This window comes from Coleofasciculus chthonoplastes PCC 7420 (genome assembly GCF_000155555.1).
Classification (GTDB): domain Bacteria; phylum Cyanobacteriota; class Cyanobacteriia; order Cyanobacteriales; family Coleofasciculaceae; genus Coleofasciculus; species Coleofasciculus chthonoplastes_A.
Genome location: NZ_DS989846.1, coordinates 374,551 through 391,018 on the forward strand (window position 1 = coordinate 374,551; position 16,468 = coordinate 391,018).

Below are 16,468 nucleotides of genomic sequence, written 5' to 3' on the forward strand. Positions count from 1 at the left end.
ATACCAAGTTGCGTTCAAAGATAGCAGATAGAGGTGAGGGGGTGAGGGGGTGAGGGGGAGATGAGGAAATTGGGGAAAAAGAAAGTTCTGTATATATTAGACGGCAACTGGGTATAAGTATCAAAAGCTACCCGGTACGAGTGGCTGAAAACCAGAATTAGCAACGGTTTTGGCTTAAGTTGATCCGGATGGATGAGACGCCGCCCCCACAACACAGCAGCGTAGTTCGGCTGGCATAGGAATACTACCGTTATTTTGGAATCATGGGACACCAAGGATGAGCTTAACGATCGCTCATACCTAGGTCAGATGAATCAAATGGGTATTTCCTGTAGGCTAATAGCCGTAAATCTTTTGAGTATAACGCTGTTTATTAACATTTTGCATAGAAATCTTGACATTAATTCGTAAAGTTAACTAAGGTAGCAGTCGGACAGGTTTATTGAAACGCTTTACAGTTAGGTAACTACACCAACTTCAGTTCCTTAGCCAGAGTCAAAGGAACAAGAGTAAGGGCTGAAGGATAAAGCGGTATGACAGTAAGGGGCACCTGCGACTGTTTGAGAAAAAGCTAAAGGACGTGTTGATCATGCTGCCATTGCCAGAGGAAGGTCGGAGACGAGTTCAAATCGAGGGTGTGTTGCCCCAAGTTGATGGGGGTCGTTTTGCCATCAAGCGGACAGTTGGGGAACGAGTCCATGTGGAAGTGGATATGTTCTGTGACAGTCATGATGCTGTATCGGGTGTCATTTTATACCGTCCCCAGAAGTCGCAAACCTGGTTTGAGGTTCCCCTGTCGCCAACGGTGAACGATCGCTGGCAGGGAGAGTTTACTGTATCAGAGATGGGGGATTATGTCTATACCATTATGGGCTGGGCTGACCACTTTAAATCCTGGCAACGGGACATGACCAAAAAACTGGCAGCCGAACAGGATGTGTCGGTTGACTTGCTGATTGGGGCAAACTTAGTCGAAGAGGCGGTGAAACGCGCCAGTGGGGATGATGCGGCACAGTTAAAAACCTGGGTCGCGACACTGCGATCGCAAGATGTCGCTCAACCAATTTTAGGCGATAAAGCCATTTCCCCGGAACTAGCCACCCTAATGGCAAAATACCCCGATCGCAAATTTGCCAGCACCTACCACAAAGAACTGAAAATTATCGTAGACCGAGAACGGGCAAAGTTTAGCACCTGGTACGAAATGTTTCCCCGTTCCGGTGGTGAACCGGGCAAACACGGCACATTCAAAGATGCCCAAGCCCGCTTACCCTATATTGCCAGTATGGGGTTTGATGTTCTTTATTTACCCCCGATTCACCCCATTGGCAAACAATATCGCAAAGGCAAAAATAACACCAATGTCGCCGAACCCGATGATGTGGGTGTACCCTGGGGTATTGGTGCAGCCGAAGGCGGACACAAGGCGGTTCATCCCCAATTAGGAACCATGGCTGACTTTGAGGACTTTGTCGCCAAAGCCGCCGAACATGGACTGGAAATTGCCCTAGACTTAGCCTTCCAATGTTCCCCCGATCACCCCTACGTCAAAGAAAATCCCCAATGGTTCCGTAGCCGCCCTGATGGGACGATTCAATACGCCGAGAATCCGCCGAAAAAATATCAGGATATTTATCCGATTGACTTTGAAACCCCAGACTGGCAAAATCTGTGGCAAGAACTGCGGAGTGTCATGCTCTTTTGGATTGAAAAAGGCGTGCGGATTTTCCGAGTCGATAACCCCCATACCAAAGCCTTTGACTTTTGGGAATGGGTGATTGCGGATTTGAGACAAACCTATCCAGATTTAATTTACCTCTCGGAATCCTTTACCCGTCCCAAGGTGATGTATCGCCTCGCCAAGCTAGGATTTACCCAATCCTATACCTATTTCACTTGGCGTAATAGTAAGTGGGAAATGACCCAATATCTCACCGAACTCACCCAAACCCCGGCTTATGACATCTTTCGCCCTAACTTTTGGCCCAATACCCCCGATATTTTGCATGAGTTTATTCAGCATGGAGGACGCCCTGCCTGTATTATTCGCTTAGTCCTAGCCGCAACCTTAACGGCAAACTATGGGATTTATGGACCAGCGTTTGAAGTCTGCGAAAATCGGGCGCTCAAACCCGGTAGCGAAGAGTATTTAAACTCGGAGAAATATCAGATTCGGGAGTGGGATTTAGATAGTCCTTATACAATCAAAGACTTGATTAGCCGGGTCAATTTTGCCCGTCGGGAACATCCCGCGTTGCAAAGTAACGGCAGTTTGCGGTTTCATCACACGGATAATCACCATATTATTTGTTACAGCAAACAGACTGATGATTGCAAGGATGTGATTCTAATGGTGGTCAGTTTTGACCCTCAATGGATGCAAGCGGGGTTCATTGACTTGCCCTTAGAATCCTTAGGGATTGACCCCTATCGGGAATACTATCTCCATGATCTACTCAGTGATACCCACTACACCTGGTTTGGCGGACATAACTATGTGGAACTCAATCCTCAGGATATTCCAGCACACGTTTTCTGGGTAAGGCAATAGAGAGCTGAGGGAGATGGGAACAGTAGGGGTTTGGTCTCCAAACCTCATTTCCGATGTAGGGGGAGCAGGGGAAGCAGGGGAAGCCAAGGACCAATGACCAATGACCAATGACCAATGACGAATCAACCAGGAACAACTACCAAAGAAAAAATGCTTAACTCGATCTTAAAAGATGATCCGTTATGGTTTAAAGATGCCATCATCTATGAAGTGCCAATTCGTGCCTTTGCCGATAGCAATAGCGATGGAGTTGGTGACTTGCGCGGATTGACATCGAAGCTAGATTATTTACGGGATTTAGGGGTCACCGCCATCTGGACATTACCCTTTTTCCCCTCTCCGCTGAAAGATGATGGCTACGATATTGCCGAATATAAAAAAATTAATCCCATTTTTGGCACAATCGAAGACTTGCGAGAGCTGTTAGAGGCGGCGCATCAACGGGGGATACGGGTAATTATTGAGTTAATTGTTAACCATACCTCCGATCAGCACCCCTGGTTTCAACGCGCTCGCAAAGCCCCCAAGGGAAGCAATGAACGGGATTTTTATGTTTGGAGTGACAACCCGGAAAAATATAAAGATGCCCGGATTATTTTCCAGGATTTTGAACATTCTAACTGGGCGTGGGACCCGTTAGCGAAAGCCTATTACTGGCATCGCTTCTACTCCCATCAACCTGACCTCAATTACGAAAATCCGGAAGTAGGTAAAGCCGTTTTGGAGGTTGTGGATTTATGGTTAGGGATGGGGGTAGATGGACTGCGGATGGACGCTGTGCCGTATCTGTATGAACAAGAAGGCACAAGCTGTGAGAATTTAGCCGCAACCCATGCGTTCTTAAAACAGTTACGCGCCCATGTTGATGCCAAGTTCCCCAATCGGATGCTGTTGGCTGAGGCGAATCAGTGGCCCGAAGATGCGGCGGCGTATTATGGGCAGGGGGATGAGTGCCACATGAATTTCCATTTTCCCCTAATGCCACGCCTGTTCATGTCCTTAAAGATGGAGGATAATTTCCCCATCATTGATATTCTCAACCAGACGCCGCAAATTCCCAATAACTGTCAGTGGGCATTGTTCCTGCGGAATCACGATGAACTGACTCTGGAAATGGTCAGTGATGAAGACCGGGACTACATGTATAAAGTGTATGCAGAAGACCCGCAGGCACGGCTTAATTTAGGGATTCGTCGCCGCCTCGCACCACTGATGGGGAATAATCGCGACCAAATTCAATTGATGAATGGGTTGCTGCTGTCTCTTCCGGGTACGCCAGTCTTGTACTACGGAGATGAGATTGGTATGGGCGATAATATTTATCTGGGCGATCGCAACGGGGTACGCACACCGATGCAATGGAGTGCTGACCGCAATGCTGGCTTCTCGCGCACGAATCCGCAAAAACTCTACGCCCCGCCGATTGTTGACCCAGAATATCACTACGAAGCGATTAATGTGGAAGCGCAGCAGGGGAATCCCAATTCCCTGTGGTGGTGGATGAAGCGGTTAATTGCTACCCGCCAGCGTTTCCAAGCCTTTGGTCGGGGGACGTTTGAGTTTCTCCATCCCGATAACCGTAAGGTTTTGGCATTTACCCGTACTTATGCGGGGGAACATATCTTAGTGGTTGCCAACTTGTCGCGATTTGTGCAAACCGTGGAATTGGATCTCTCGGCATTCCAAGGGATGGTGCCAGTGGAGATATTTGGACGTACCCAATTCCCAGCGATTGGTTCTGCATCCTATTTCCTCAGCCTTACCCCCCATAGCTTCTACTGGTTTACCCTCCAGTTGCAAGACACTCTAGCAGAAACCCCCAGTTCCCAAGTTCAACCGCCGACACTGAGGGTGAGTGGCAAATGGCAAACGGTATTTTCTCAACCGATTTTAAAGACCACCCTAGAGTCAATTTTGCCCAACTATCTCTATACTTGTCGCTGGTTTGGGGGTAAGGCAAGGACAGTGCAATCGGCAGAGATTGTGGAAGCCATTCCCGTCTCCTATAAACAAACCGAGGCGGAGTTAATTTTTATCAAACTCGAATACACTGAGGGTATCCCAGAAACCTACATTCTGCCCTTAGCTTACGCGCCAGGAACGGAACTGGGTGGCGATGGGTCGAACATTCAGGCAAATCAAGTCATCGCCTATCTCCAGGTTGAGGGACATGAAGAGGTGGGCTTATTATTCGATGCGGTAGCTGAACCGGACTTTTTAGCCTTCCCCTTAGATGCCGTTCATCACAAGCATCGCTATAAAGGAAAGGCGGGAACCTTAGTGGCTACAGCAACAGACGCCCTGGCTGAACTGATGCAGGAGGCGACTCACCTGGAGCCGCATCTGCTCAGAGGCGAACAAAGTAATACTTCAATCGTGTATGGCGATCGCTTTATTTTAAAGCTGTTCCGCAAGGTTGAGGAAGGAATTAACCCAGACTTAGAAATTGGGCGTTTCCTCACCGAGAAAAAAGTCACCGAACATTTTGTTCCCGTGGCGGGGGCGTTGGAGTATCGTGGTGCCAACTCAGATACAATCACCATCGGCGCTTTGCAAGCATTTGTTCCCAATACCACCAATGCTTGGTCTTATACCTTAGATTCCCTGCGCGGCTATTTTGAGCAAGTGATGGTATTGCCCGGATCAGATTTACAGGAAATGGAACTCCTCTTACCTTCGGCTGTGGAGTCGCTGGATAGAACTGATCCGCCCTTTGGCTACAATCTGATTGTTCCCTATTTGGATACAACCCAACTGTTGGCAAAGCGAACCGCTCAATTGCATATTGCGTTGTCCTCAGATACGGAGAATCCTAACTTTGCCCCGGAACCGTTTACCTCGTTCTATCAACGGTCTGTGTATCAGTATATGCGGAACCTGACGGGTCAGGTTTTACTGCTACTGAAAAAACGGATCGAGGTATTACCGGAGGAAACTCAGCCTTTAGCCCAAACCATTCTCAACCGCCAAGAGCAGATTTTAGGACGCTTTAAAGCCATAGTCAATCTGCAAATTACGGCGATGCGGACTCGTTGTCATGGGGATTTCCATTTAGGACAAGTCTTATATACGGGGAAAGACTTAATTATCATTGACTTTGAGGGAGAACCCGCCCGTCCATTAAGTGAACGGCGGATGAAGCGATCGCCTCTGCGAGATGTGGCGGGAATGCTGCAATCATTCCACTATGCGGTGACTCTGGGTTTACGCAATGAAATTGACAGTGGTATGATTCGCCCGGATAATCTCTCGGTGATGGAACAATGGTCTGGATTCTGGTATTCCTGGGTGAGTGATACCTTCCTGAAAACCTATCTGGCTACAAGTGCAGGTCATTCGTTTATTCCGGAAACGACTCAGGAGTTGCAGGTGCTGTTGGATGCTTATCTGTTTGAGAAATCGATTTATGAGTTAGGCTATGAACTCAATAATCGACCGAAGTGGGTAGATATTCCCTTACAGCGCATTCTCCAGTTGCTGGAGTCAGTACCAATGTCTGGTGGGGAACAGATGAATTTCCAGACGCCGCCGATGAGGTAGAGAGATAAGGGTGATGGGGTGATGGGGTGATGGGGTGAGGGGGTGAGGGACTAATATTGGTTATTCTCCCTAGGTTGACAGCAAAATCCGCCCTGTGTGTAGGGGCGGGTTTTATTATTAACGTTTAGTTTTCACCCTGATATCACTAAACCCGCCCTGACTAGAGTGCAAGTCATCTTCAACAAATGACAAATGACGAATGACAAAAGACAAATTTTGACGCGGGTAGGTATTGTTCTGATCGCTTGTGGGATTCTCGAGTTCGCCTATTTTTGGTCTACGCTTGATGATCCGCAGTGCATATTATCATCAAATCCGAGTCCAACATCTTCATCACCTGGATCGGCAATCTTAGTGGTATTGGGTGTGTTGTTCCTTCGGGGAAATCTGCAAATCGTTTCCCTAGTTACATGGTTTGCTGCCTTAATTCTCGCGTACTTCGCCAGCAATCTGATCCGACTTCCCTTTTTGTTTCCGACAGACTTTTGGGAAATTGCATTTCGCGTTGATCCAGTGAGCAATTTTCTGCCAACCCTAGTTCAGATTATAGCGATCGCTGTTGCTTTCTGGGTCTACACACAACTGCGTGCTGCACCTATCGTGTCAGCATTGGTGCGATCGGATCATTCTTATTCTGCTCCCCCTCTAAAGCTGGCATTCATTCTGGGGATAGTGCTGGTAGCAGTACCTCTGAGCATCAAGTTCTTCTACTTGACACCCGATAGTGCGATTGAAGCTAAAGCCGTGGAGATAGCCCGAACAGAATACGGAGAAGGTTACAAGTATCACGTCCTAGGTATGCTCGAGTCAAACGGACGTATACGCGCTTGTCTAAACGCATACAACGAACAGGAGATAAAAGTTGTTCCAGTCGAGTGGGAACCCTAAGTACCTGGACATAAATTAGGATTAGCCTCAACAGTTAGAGGGATTCTTCACTCCGCTTCGCTGCGTTCAGAATGACAGGAGGCGCTGATTCTGTCTTTACCAGGGAGTTGTTGTCTGTATCAAGGGGATGAATTAGGACTTCCCCAAGCCGAGGTTCCCTATGAGAAAATGCAAGATCCTTTGGGAATTGCAGCGTATCCGGTGATGAAAGGGAGAGATGGTTCTCGTACTCCGATTCCTTGGCAAGCTGAGGCGCATCAGGCGGGGTTTACGACTCCCGGATTTCTCACCACAATTGTCCAAAGACTTATACAACCTGGCTTGACGGTACAATAAGGCTTTCAACACTCTGTCGAAATTTAGGTTCGGTCAAAAATGCTCGAAACATCCTCTAGGTAAAGGTTTCAAGGACTAAGATGGCAAAACTTGTGAGAAATGCGGGTTGTAGTGCGAGCATCTTGCTCGCTACTAATACCCAATTTAAATGCATGACAGCGTGGTAAAATTCAACCATATTAAATATATTTAGGCTTAAATGGGGGAAGTATGAAATTTATCAGTCCCAAGGTCGATTATGCCTTTAAAAAAATATTTGGCTCTGAACAAAGCAAGGATATTTTAATCAGTTTTCTCAATGCGATAATTTATGGGGGCGAGAAGATTATTCAATCTTTGACAATTATCAATCCCTATAATCCTGGTCAGGCAATGACCTTAAAAGACACATATTTAGATATAAAAGCAGTTTTGTCTGATGGGTCTATTGTCGTTATTGAAATGCAAATAGCGCGGGTGAGTGCTTTTAGTAAACGGGTCATTTATAATTTAAGCAAAGCTTATACCAATCAGTTAGGTATCGGCGAAAACTATCTCAGTCTGACCCCGGTGATTGCTGTCACTATCACCGATTTTATCCTGTTTAACCAGACTCCTGATGTAATCAATCAATTTATCTTTCAGGAAAAAACGAAAAAAATTGCCTATCCCGATACCGAATTGCAACTCATTTTTATAGAATTGCCGAAATTCAAGAAAACCCTGTCAGAATTAAATAGTTTAAGCGATAAATGGATTTATTTTATTAAAGAAGCTGCAACCTTGGATGCCATACCCGATAATTTAAGAGAAGTCCGTGAGATAGAACTGGCTTTAAATATTGCCAACCAAGCCAAAATGACGGTAGAAGAGTTAGACATGGTTGATCGCCGAGGGATAATGTTACAAGATGAGAAAGGGCGGATAACTTATGCAAAAGAAGAAGGTAAAGAAGAAGGAAAACTCACGGAAGCGATCGCGTTAATCCTGCGTCAACTCAAAAAGCGTTTTGGTGAGATTAATATCGCGATAACTAGCCAAATTGAAATGTTATCGATTGAAGAGTTGGAACGTTTAGGAGAAGATTTTTTAGACTTTAACCGTTTAGCAGATTTGGAACATTGGCTGGAAGAGCGATCGCGCTGAACATTCCTTAACAACTTCGGCAGATCAGAGCGAGTATTATGTCAATTTTTTAGGTTGGGTAAAGCGTAAACGTTACCTAACCTACCCTAACTCTTGAATCATTATCGCTGTTTTCTGCATTGGCGGAAACAGTAGTTGGTGTTGCCGAAAGTTGATAGCTGTTTTTCCTCTCGTTTCGGGCATCCTCAGTATTTTTACTTATTGACAAATAATACTTTATTTACTTTCTTAGGCAAGTATTTTGATAAGTTTTACATATTCTTTTCTAAAAAATAATAAATTCCTTAAATCAGCGAAAGAGTAAGAAACGTAAAGCGTTAAACTAGCAAACGTGTATTAAATCTTGAAACGAGGGCGACCTCCTTTACCTGCCGAAAATTGTTTCTGGTCAGAGATAATTTCCTTTAGCCAAACTGTTTTGTCTGAATGGGCAGATTGATTATCAGTGAATTCATCAGTAACACACTCTTCACCAACCTTGCCCTAAAAGGGACAAGGATTGACCAAGCCAGTTTGGACAACGTAAGAGGTGAATAGCTTTTTGAGCCTAGTCCTGGTACAGACTTCCGAATACTTCCCTAGTTCGGACTATCTCTAAGCCTAATTGGTTAGGCGTTGGGTAATGCCAAGACATCTTGGACTAGGTGAGCGAAGGGACTTATTACAGGTTTTGCTGGTTCCTGGGATTATATCCATTTAAAAACCAGCATTTAATTGTAAAGCTGTCTTATAAAGACAGGGTTTGGGACCCAAAGGAGTTTCGATGATTGATGAAAAATTTAGAGCAGCAATGACGGATATTACCACAAAACCGCTGAACCCTGATCAGCAAATTAATCACGGGTGTAATTTAAAATGGAAGCCTACCGATCAAACAGACTATTGGTTGGCAACAACGGCGCTAGTGAGGCGTAAGATCGGTGGTAAGCCAAGTTTGCTTTGTAAGTAAGACCCTTTGACAAAATCAATTGGTTCACCGTTTTGCCAACGGGCATTTTGACAAAAAGTATTTAACCCAAAACCCGCTAATGGAAGACTCGATCTGCTTGTCAGGATTACCTGTCAAGCGAGTCAAGGTGAGTCGTCTACTTATTGTACTCCCTTGGCACTAGGGCTTTCAGGTTAGCAATTTAGATATTGGTTTTCTGTCCTTTTTTCCAAAATTCAATACCACCATTGGAAAAACATCGTCAATCAGGATAACCCCTGATGACTTACTTGGTTGAGGATAATTGAATCAACCAGAACTCCTGTGTTTTGGGTCAATTTGAGAGAAGCCTTAAACAGAATAGTGCTGAATTAAGTGTTTGTAGGTAAGCCTGTGAGCGATCTAGAATCGCTTTGTGCTTACTCCCTTAAATCAGTGTCATTCAATGCTGGTCTACGCGGCTTCTCTGGTATGAATTGCCAAATTTTATAACAGTGTTTCCCCTGGCATCGAGTTAATTTTCGCTGCCAATAATTTCAGAACGCTACAACACCTTTTCATGTCATAAGTACAGGAGAAACCAATCTACAATGACTCCACAAACAACCTTTCCTCAAGCCGGATTAACGGAGACAATCCGAGAAGATTTAATTGACTCATTGCCAAGCCGAGACGCTAACAATATTGGAGTCGAACATGGAGCCAAGTATCGCACCTCGGAATGGTATACCGGGTCGGGAGAAATCGTTCCAGGGAATGATAGTCGCTCCTTTGAAGTCACTGCAACCTTTACCCTAAAAGCACAAGTCAAGTTAATTCAGGGCATTTTCGACCCCTCTAACCCAAACCTAGCGGAAATCTATAATAGTCGGGGTCGCTGTATCGCCATCATTGACCAAACAGTAGATAAGTTGTACGGGGAATCGGTGCGTCAGTATTTTGACACCCATGAAATTCCCCTCCAGATGAATGTCTGTCGCGCCTGGGAAGCGGATAAAACCCCAGAAACGGTGCATCGCCTGCTGGAATTCTTAGGAAAAGACGGCTGTGATGTCTCTCGCAATGAACCCGTATTAGTGATTGGTGGGGGGGTTCTCAGTGATGTGGCGGGATTAGCCTGTGCCTTACAACACCGTCGCACGCCTTATATTATGGTGGGGACAACGATAGTCGCGGCGATTGACGCCGGTCCGAGTCCGCGTACTTGTACCAATGGTAAACAATTTAAGAATAGTATTGGGGCGTATCATCCACCCGTACTAACCTTAGTCGATCGCACTTTTTTCCGCAGCCTCGCCACGGGTCATATCCGGAATGGGATGGCGGAAATTATTAAAATGGCGGTGACGGATGACAAGGTTTTGTTTGAACTGCTGGAAGACTATGGTTCGCGCTTGGTAGAAACTCACTTCGCAACGTTAGGAGATGATCAGGAGTTAGCCAAGGTTGCGGATGAGGTGATTTATCGGGCATTGTTCTCCTATATGAAATATGAGGGGACGAATATGTTCGAGACGTATCAGGATCGCCCTCATGCTTATGGTCACACCTGGAGTCCCCGTTATGAACCCGCCGCTAAGTTAATGCATGGTCATGCAGTATCGACAGGAATGGCGTATGGCGCAACCTTAGCGACGAAATTAGGCTGGCTGCAACCTACAGAACGCGATCGCATTCTCGCACTGATTCGTTCTCTAGGGTTGAGTGTCTATCATCCTATCTTAGAAGACATTGATCTGATGATTGCGGGTCAGCAAAATATGCGGCGTAAGCGGGGAGATGGCGGACTGTGGGCACCTCTACCCTGTGGTATCGGTGTCTGTGATTATGCCAAAGAAGTCCCCCCAGATGTACTGGAAGCGGCGGTAGCGGATCATAAAGCCGTCTGTGCAATGTTCCCTGATGGTGGTGCTGGCGTAGAAATGTATCTCAAGGATTTGGGTTTGGAATAATTCTATCCCCTCAACCTATGTAGAGACGCGCCATGGCGCGTCTCTACCCAGCAACGTTTGGTACAAATTGCCACATCATTAAGGAAATAAATCATGCAAACTGTAACAAAAGAAGCGATCGCACGTCCGGTTACTCCCCTGGGAATTCTAGTCGAACAGCTTGAACAAACCCTGGAATTAGTAGACGCCGCGCAACACCCCCAACTGGCAAGTTCTCTAAAAAAAGCCTATCAACTCGCGGCTAAACTTGAACCCTACCTGAATCACAATACAACTCCAGATTCTCCCGCCTTAACCGCCTTAGTAGAGAAAACCTGCACTGAAGATTGGAGTAGACTATTCTCCGATGGCGAGACAGTGCGCCAGTTAGAACAGGAGATGTTATCTGGACATATTGAGGGACAAACCTTAAAGATGTTTGTCAAGATGACTGGGGCGAAACGGGTTCTGGAAATTGGGATGTTCACCGGGTATTCTGCTTTGGCGATGGCGGAAGGATTACCTGATGATGGATCAGTGATCGCTTGTGAAGTGGATGACTATGTGGCAAGTTTTGCCCAAACCTGTTTCCAAGCCTCACCGCATGGTGGCAAAATTACTGTAAAAGTTGCGCCAGCCTTGGAGACATTGCGTCAATTAGCGAAAGCGGGTGAGTCCTATGACTTTGTATTTATTGATGCCGATAAGCAGGAGTATGTGGATTATTATCATACGCTCCTAGACACCCAATTATTAGCACCAGACGGGTTAATTTGTGTGGATAATACCTTACTGCAAGGACAGGTTTATTTAGCAGAAGAAGAACGGACACCGAATGGAGACGCGATCGCCAAATTTAATCAGGTGGTTACGGATGATTCCAGGGTGGAACAGGTTGTCTTACCCTTGCGTGACGGTTTGACCCTAATTCGACGGGTTTAAACGGACATCTGTAGGGGCGGGTTTCACAACTATCCTTTATTACCCCACCAAAATGTAACTAAACCCGCCCCGACTTAATCCTCAATTTCCTGATTAAATGGGGTTTGGTGACCAAACCCCTACTCTTGACAAATGACTAACTCACTTATTCTCGCCGTACTGCAAAACCTGGGGACATTAACCTTACTCGCGATCGCGTTTCCATTTAATTTAACCGTTGTCGTCGTGGCGCTGGTGTGGGATAGTCTCACCCGCCCTTTCCAGAACCCCAAAGTGGCTAACCCCAATCCGAAAACGATTATGCTGACTGGGGGGAAAATGACCAAATCCTTGCAACTGGCGCGGTCATTTTACGCTGATGGACATCGAGTTATTTTAGTAGAATCCCATAAATATTGGCTAGTGGGACATCGATTTTCTCGGGCGGTGGATCGATTTTATACAGTTCCGGCGCCCAATAAAGATCCCGATGGTTACATGGAAGGGCTACTCGCGATCGCAAAACAGGAAAATGTGGATGTTTATGTTCCAGTCTGTAGTCCCGTCGCTAGTTATTATGACTCTTTAGCCAAACCTGTATTATCGGGATGTTGTGAGGTTTTCCACTTTGATCCAGATGTCACTCAACTGCTGGATGATAAGTTTGCTTTTGCCCAAAAAGCACGGGAATTTGGCTTATCTGTACCCAAATCCTTTAAAATTACTGATCCGCAACAGGTGATTGATTTTGACTTTCGAGGAGAGAAACGGAAGTATATCCTGAAGAGTATTCCTTACGACTCAGTGCGGCGTTTAAACTTAACTAAACTTCCCTGTAAAACTCCATCAGAAACTGCTGCATTTGTCAAGAGTTTACCCATCAGTGAGGATAAACCCTGGATTATGCAGGAGTTTATTCCGGGTAAGGAATACTGTACTCATAGTACGGTGCGGAATGGGGAATTACGACTACACTGCTGCTGTGAATCTTCAGCGTTTCAAGTGAATTATGAAAACGTGGATCAGCCGGATATTTTGCAGTGGGTGAGTCGGTTTGTCCAGGGATTGAATTTGACGGGACAAGCCTCCTTTGATTTTATCAAGACAGAGGATGGGATAGTTTACGCGATCGAGTGTAATCCCCGCACGCATTCGGCAATTACCATGTTTTATAACCATCCCGGAGTAGCAGAGGCGTATTTGAGTGACACGCCGTTACCTGAACCCTTGCAGCCATTGCCGGAAAGTAAGCCAACCTATTGGTTATATCACGAAGTTTGGCGGTTGAATGAGATTCGTTCATTTGGGGATATCCGGCGCTGGTTTAAGACAGTGTTTGGCGGGAAAGATGCAATTTTTCAGGTGAATGATCCGCTACCGTTTTTGATGGTACACCACTGGCAAATTCCTTTATTGTTGCTGGATAATCTGCGCCGAATGCAGGGCTGGATCAGGATTGATTTTAATATTGGTAAGTTGGTGGAATTGGGGGGAGATTGAAAAGCTGGGGAAGCCGGGGAAGCTGGGGAAGCCGGGGAAGCCGGGGAAGCTGGGGAAGCTGGGGAAGCTGGGGGAGAATAAATAAAATCGAGAGTAAAAGGTTAAATTATGGGAACAGCCTATGATGCCATAAGTAGTCGGAGAAAAGAAAGCAGCACCGCATTAAGTTTTGTAAATCGCCCTCAAACCCTTACTGTTCCCTGTTCCCTGTTCTCTAATCTCAACCGTTAGCTTTATTATTATGCCTTTCAATGTTGAGCGATTTAATCCTTAATTCATAATTCAGTAATGATTGCAGCTACCTTTATCGTATTTCTTTTGGTGTTTACTGGCGTCGGCATTTATTCGACAACCCAAAAGCAAAATACGACAACTGATTACCTCCTTGCCAGCCGCAATGTTAATCCCTGGCTAACTGCCCTTTCAGCGATGGCGACGGGTCAAAGTGGTTTACTATTTATCGGTCAAGTTGGCTTTGCTTACACGATTGGATTATCGGCGATTTGGCTAACCCTTGGCTGGATGATCGGAGATTATATTGCCTGGTGGTTTGTATTTAAACGATTCAGACAGGTTTCTGAAGAAATTTCTGCCGATACGGTGTCCTCTTTCCTGGGTCAAGAAACCAAAGGAATTCGCTGGATTACGGCAATTTCAGCATTAATTACGATCGCGTTTTTGGGATCTTATGCGGCGGCGCAATTAGTTGCAGGAGGGAAGGCACTTCATGCGGTGTTTAATTGGAATTATTCCCTCGGTGTGATTGTTGGCGCGATTGTGGTGATGATTTACTGTTTTTCGGGGGGAATTCGGGCTTCAATTTGGACGGATGCGGTGCAAGCCACGATTATGATTGGTTCTCTGGTACTGTTGGTGGTGGTAGCGATCGCAAATTGTGGCGGATTGGCTGGATTCTGGACACAGCTTGACGCTATTGATCCAGAATTGGTCAGTTTAAGTCCAAAGGATCTGGAGTGGGGATTTGTACCTTTTTTAATTGGCTGGATTGCCGCCGGATTTGGTGTCGTGGGTCAACCTCATATTTTAATTCGGGCAATGGCAATTAATTCGGCGAATAAGATTGGTTTAGCACGGGATATTAAAGTGATTTGCGCTTTCTTTACCTCGTCTTCAGCGATGGCTGTGGGGATGGCTGCGCGGGTGCTTTTGCCAGATTTGTTAATCAATGGTGATCCAGAATTAGCACTACCTTATTTAGCCCTGGAATTATTGCCCCCTATTTTAGTGGGAATGATGCTAGCGGGACTCTTTGCCGCTACAATATCGACAGCGGATTCCCAAATTTTATCCTGTTCAGCCGCGTTAACTCAAGACCTGTTTCCAGGATTGGCGCACTCATATAATTATGCCAAGTTAGGAACCTTAACGGTGACGGTAATTACCTTGAGTATTGCCTTAGCCGGAGATGATAATGTCTTTGCCTTGATTACATTTTCCTGGTCAGTTCTCGCCTCTAGTTTGGGACCACTATTAATCTTACGGGTTTGGCAAAAATCGGTAACCACGCCAGTCGCGATCGCGATGATGTTCGGGGGAATTGCGGCGGCGTTGTTCTGGAAGGTGGGACTGGATTTATCGGGTATAGTTTATGAAGTGCTTCCGGGTATGGCGGCGGGGGGTCTGATTTATTTAGGATCTCAGTTTTTTATTGCCCAAGAAAGCACTTAAATCTTGTTTTAAAATTATCAGGAGATTCAATCATGTCAGTGCTGAATATTCTTCATTTAGTGGGTTCTGCTGAAAATGAGTTTTATGGCGACTTATCCCGTCTTTATGCTAAAGACTGTATCACAGCAACCGCTAATCCCTCACGCTATAATTTTTTTATTGCCTATATTACCCCTGATAGATTGTGGCGTTTTCCTTCATCTTTGACGCCAGAAGACATTGACGCAGCAAAACCCATATCTCTTGCTGAAGCCATACAGTGGATCACTACACAAAACATAGATTTAGTCTTACCGCAAATGTTTTGTATTCCTGGAATGACTCACTATCGAGGTTTATTTGACCTCTTAAATATTCCTTATGTGGGCAATAAAGCGGAGTTGATGGCATTAACCGCCCATAAAGCTAAAGCCAAAGCTATTGTTGCTGCTGCAGGGGTAAAAGTCCCTTATGGGGAACTATTACACCAAGGAGACACCCCCAATTTAATGCCACCTGTTGTAATTAAACCGGCTAACTCGGATAACTCTTTAGGGGTTACGCTAGTGAGAAATATGGCTGACTATGATGAAGCCTTAACCCAAGCGTTTCACTATGCTGATGAGGTATTAGTGGAAGACTATATTGAACTCGGAAGAGAAGTAAGATGTGGGACTTTTGTTAAAAATGGAACATTAATTGGACTCCCTTTAGAAGAATATTCAGTCAATACTCAAAATCATCCAATTCGTAATTATAGCGACAAACTAAAAAAAACAGAGACAGGTGAATTAACTTGTGCAGCTAAGAATAATGAAAAGGCTTGGATAGTTGACACAACCGATCCGATAACCACCAAGGTTCAAGACGTTGCTAAACAATGTCACAAAGCGCTAGGTTGTCGTCATTATAGCTTGTTTGATTTTCGCATTGATCCCCAAGGACAACCCTGGTTTTTAGAGGCAGGTTTATACTGTTCTTTTTCTCCTAAAAGTGTTGTTGCATGTATGGCAAAAGCAGCAGGGATATCCGTAGATGAGTTATTGAAGACGGCAATCGCTGAAGCCTTAATCTAAGGAC

The 16,468-nt window shown here is 45.5% G+C and carries 10 protein-coding genes and 1 pseudogene; all 11 read left to right on the forward strand.

Translation table 11 applies throughout. The annotated features are described in order from the left end of the window. Positions 1 to 589: 589 nt before the first annotated feature. The 11 genes and pseudogenes from MC7420_RS10660 to MC7420_RS10705 all read left to right on the forward strand — a co-directional run bounded on the left by MC7420_RS10660 (position 590) and on the right by MC7420_RS10705 (position 16,464). On the forward strand, positions 590 to 2,551 hold the full coding sequence (locus MC7420_RS10660) for an alpha-1,4-glucan--maltose-1-phosphate maltosyltransferase (RefSeq protein WP_006100233.1): 1,962 nt from the start codon (positions 590 to 592) through the stop codon (positions 2,549 to 2,551). A 150-nt stretch (positions 2,552 to 2,701) separates the two neighbouring features. After that, positions 2,702 to 6,091 carry a maltose alpha-D-glucosyltransferase gene (treS, locus tag MC7420_RS10665; protein ID WP_044206482.1) on the forward strand — a complete coding sequence of 1,130 codons (3,390 nt, stop codon included), beginning with the start codon at positions 2,702 to 2,704 and terminating at the stop codon, positions 6,089 to 6,091. A 192-nt stretch (positions 6,092 to 6,283) separates the two neighbouring features. Further along, on the forward strand, positions 6,284 to 6,979 hold the full coding sequence (locus tag MC7420_RS10670) for a hypothetical protein (RefSeq protein ID WP_044206295.1): 696 nt from the start codon (positions 6,284 to 6,286) through the stop codon (positions 6,977 to 6,979). A gap of 81 nt (positions 6,980 to 7,060) precedes the next feature. After that, positions 7,061 to 7,252, forward strand: a pseudogene (locus MC7420_RS43795) (alpha-amylase family glycosyl hydrolase); the annotation flags it as partial. A gap of 273 nt (positions 7,253 to 7,525) precedes the next feature. Then, positions 7,526 to 8,440 carry an Rpn family recombination-promoting nuclease/putative transposase gene (locus tag MC7420_RS10675; RefSeq protein WP_006100056.1) on the forward strand — a complete coding sequence of 305 codons (915 nt, stop codon included), beginning with the start codon at positions 7,526 to 7,528 and terminating at the stop codon, positions 8,438 to 8,440. Positions 8,441 to 9,203: 763 nt separating this feature from the next. Next, complete coding sequence (locus MC7420_RS10680; protein WP_006100062.1) at positions 9,204 to 9,389, forward strand: hypothetical protein; 186 nt, start codon at positions 9,204 to 9,206, stop codon at positions 9,387 to 9,389. A gap of 569 nt (positions 9,390 to 9,958) precedes the next feature. Continuing rightward, positions 9,959 to 11,320 (forward strand): sedoheptulose 7-phosphate cyclase, encoded by a 1,362-nt coding sequence (locus MC7420_RS10685; protein WP_006100321.1) that lies wholly within the window; start codon positions 9,959 to 9,961, stop codon positions 11,318 to 11,320. A gap of 93 nt (positions 11,321 to 11,413) precedes the next feature. Next, positions 11,414 to 12,241: an O-methyltransferase gene (locus MC7420_RS10690; RefSeq protein WP_006100117.1), complete on the forward strand. Its 828-nt coding sequence runs from the start codon at positions 11,414 to 11,416 to the stop codon at positions 12,239 to 12,241. Positions 12,242 to 12,373: 132 nt separating this feature from the next. Beyond that, entirely contained in the window at positions 12,374 to 13,720 is a 1,347-nt protein-coding gene (locus MC7420_RS10695) for an ATP-grasp domain-containing protein (RefSeq protein ID WP_006100110.1), read from the forward strand. 288 nt (positions 13,721 to 14,008) lie between these two features. Beyond that, positions 14,009 to 15,409: a sodium/proline symporter gene (locus MC7420_RS10700; RefSeq protein WP_006100172.1), complete on the forward strand. Its 1,401-nt coding sequence runs from the start codon at positions 14,009 to 14,011 to the stop codon at positions 15,407 to 15,409. Between the two features lie 32 nt (positions 15,410 to 15,441). Then, positions 15,442 to 16,464, forward strand: coding sequence for a D-alanine--D-alanine ligase family protein (locus tag MC7420_RS10705; protein ID WP_006100251.1), 1,023 nt, complete (start codon positions 15,442 to 15,444; stop codon positions 16,462 to 16,464). The last annotated feature ends 4 nt before the right edge of the window (positions 16,465 to 16,468 follow it).

Coding starts and splice junctions, on each gene's coding strand:
- MC7420_RS10680 (WP_006100062.1), top strand. CDS start 9,204: ATGATTGATGAAAAATTTAGAGCAGCAATGACGGATATTACCACAAAA.
- MC7420_RS10700 (WP_006100172.1), top strand. CDS start 14,009: ATGATTGCAGCTACCTTTATCGTATTTCTTTTGGTGTTTACTGGCGTC.
- MC7420_RS10670 (WP_044206295.1), top strand. CDS start 6,284: ATGACGAATGACAAAAGACAAATTTTGACGCGGGTAGGTATTGTTCTG.
- treS (WP_044206482.1), top strand. CDS start 2,702: ATGCTTAACTCGATCTTAAAAGATGATCCGTTATGGTTTAAAGATGCC.
- MC7420_RS10705 (WP_006100251.1), top strand. CDS start 15,442: ATGTCAGTGCTGAATATTCTTCATTTAGTGGGTTCTGCTGAAAATGAG.
- MC7420_RS10685 (WP_006100321.1), top strand. CDS start 9,959: ATGACTCCACAAACAACCTTTCCTCAAGCCGGATTAACGGAGACAATC.
- MC7420_RS10690 (WP_006100117.1), top strand. CDS start 11,414: ATGCAAACTGTAACAAAAGAAGCGATCGCACGTCCGGTTACTCCCCTG.
- MC7420_RS10660 (WP_006100233.1), top strand. CDS start 590: ATGCTGCCATTGCCAGAGGAAGGTCGGAGACGAGTTCAAATCGAGGGT.
- MC7420_RS10675 (WP_006100056.1), top strand. CDS start 7,526: ATGAAATTTATCAGTCCCAAGGTCGATTATGCCTTTAAAAAAATATTT.
- MC7420_RS10695 (WP_006100110.1), top strand. CDS start 12,374: ATGACTAACTCACTTATTCTCGCCGTACTGCAAAACCTGGGGACATTA.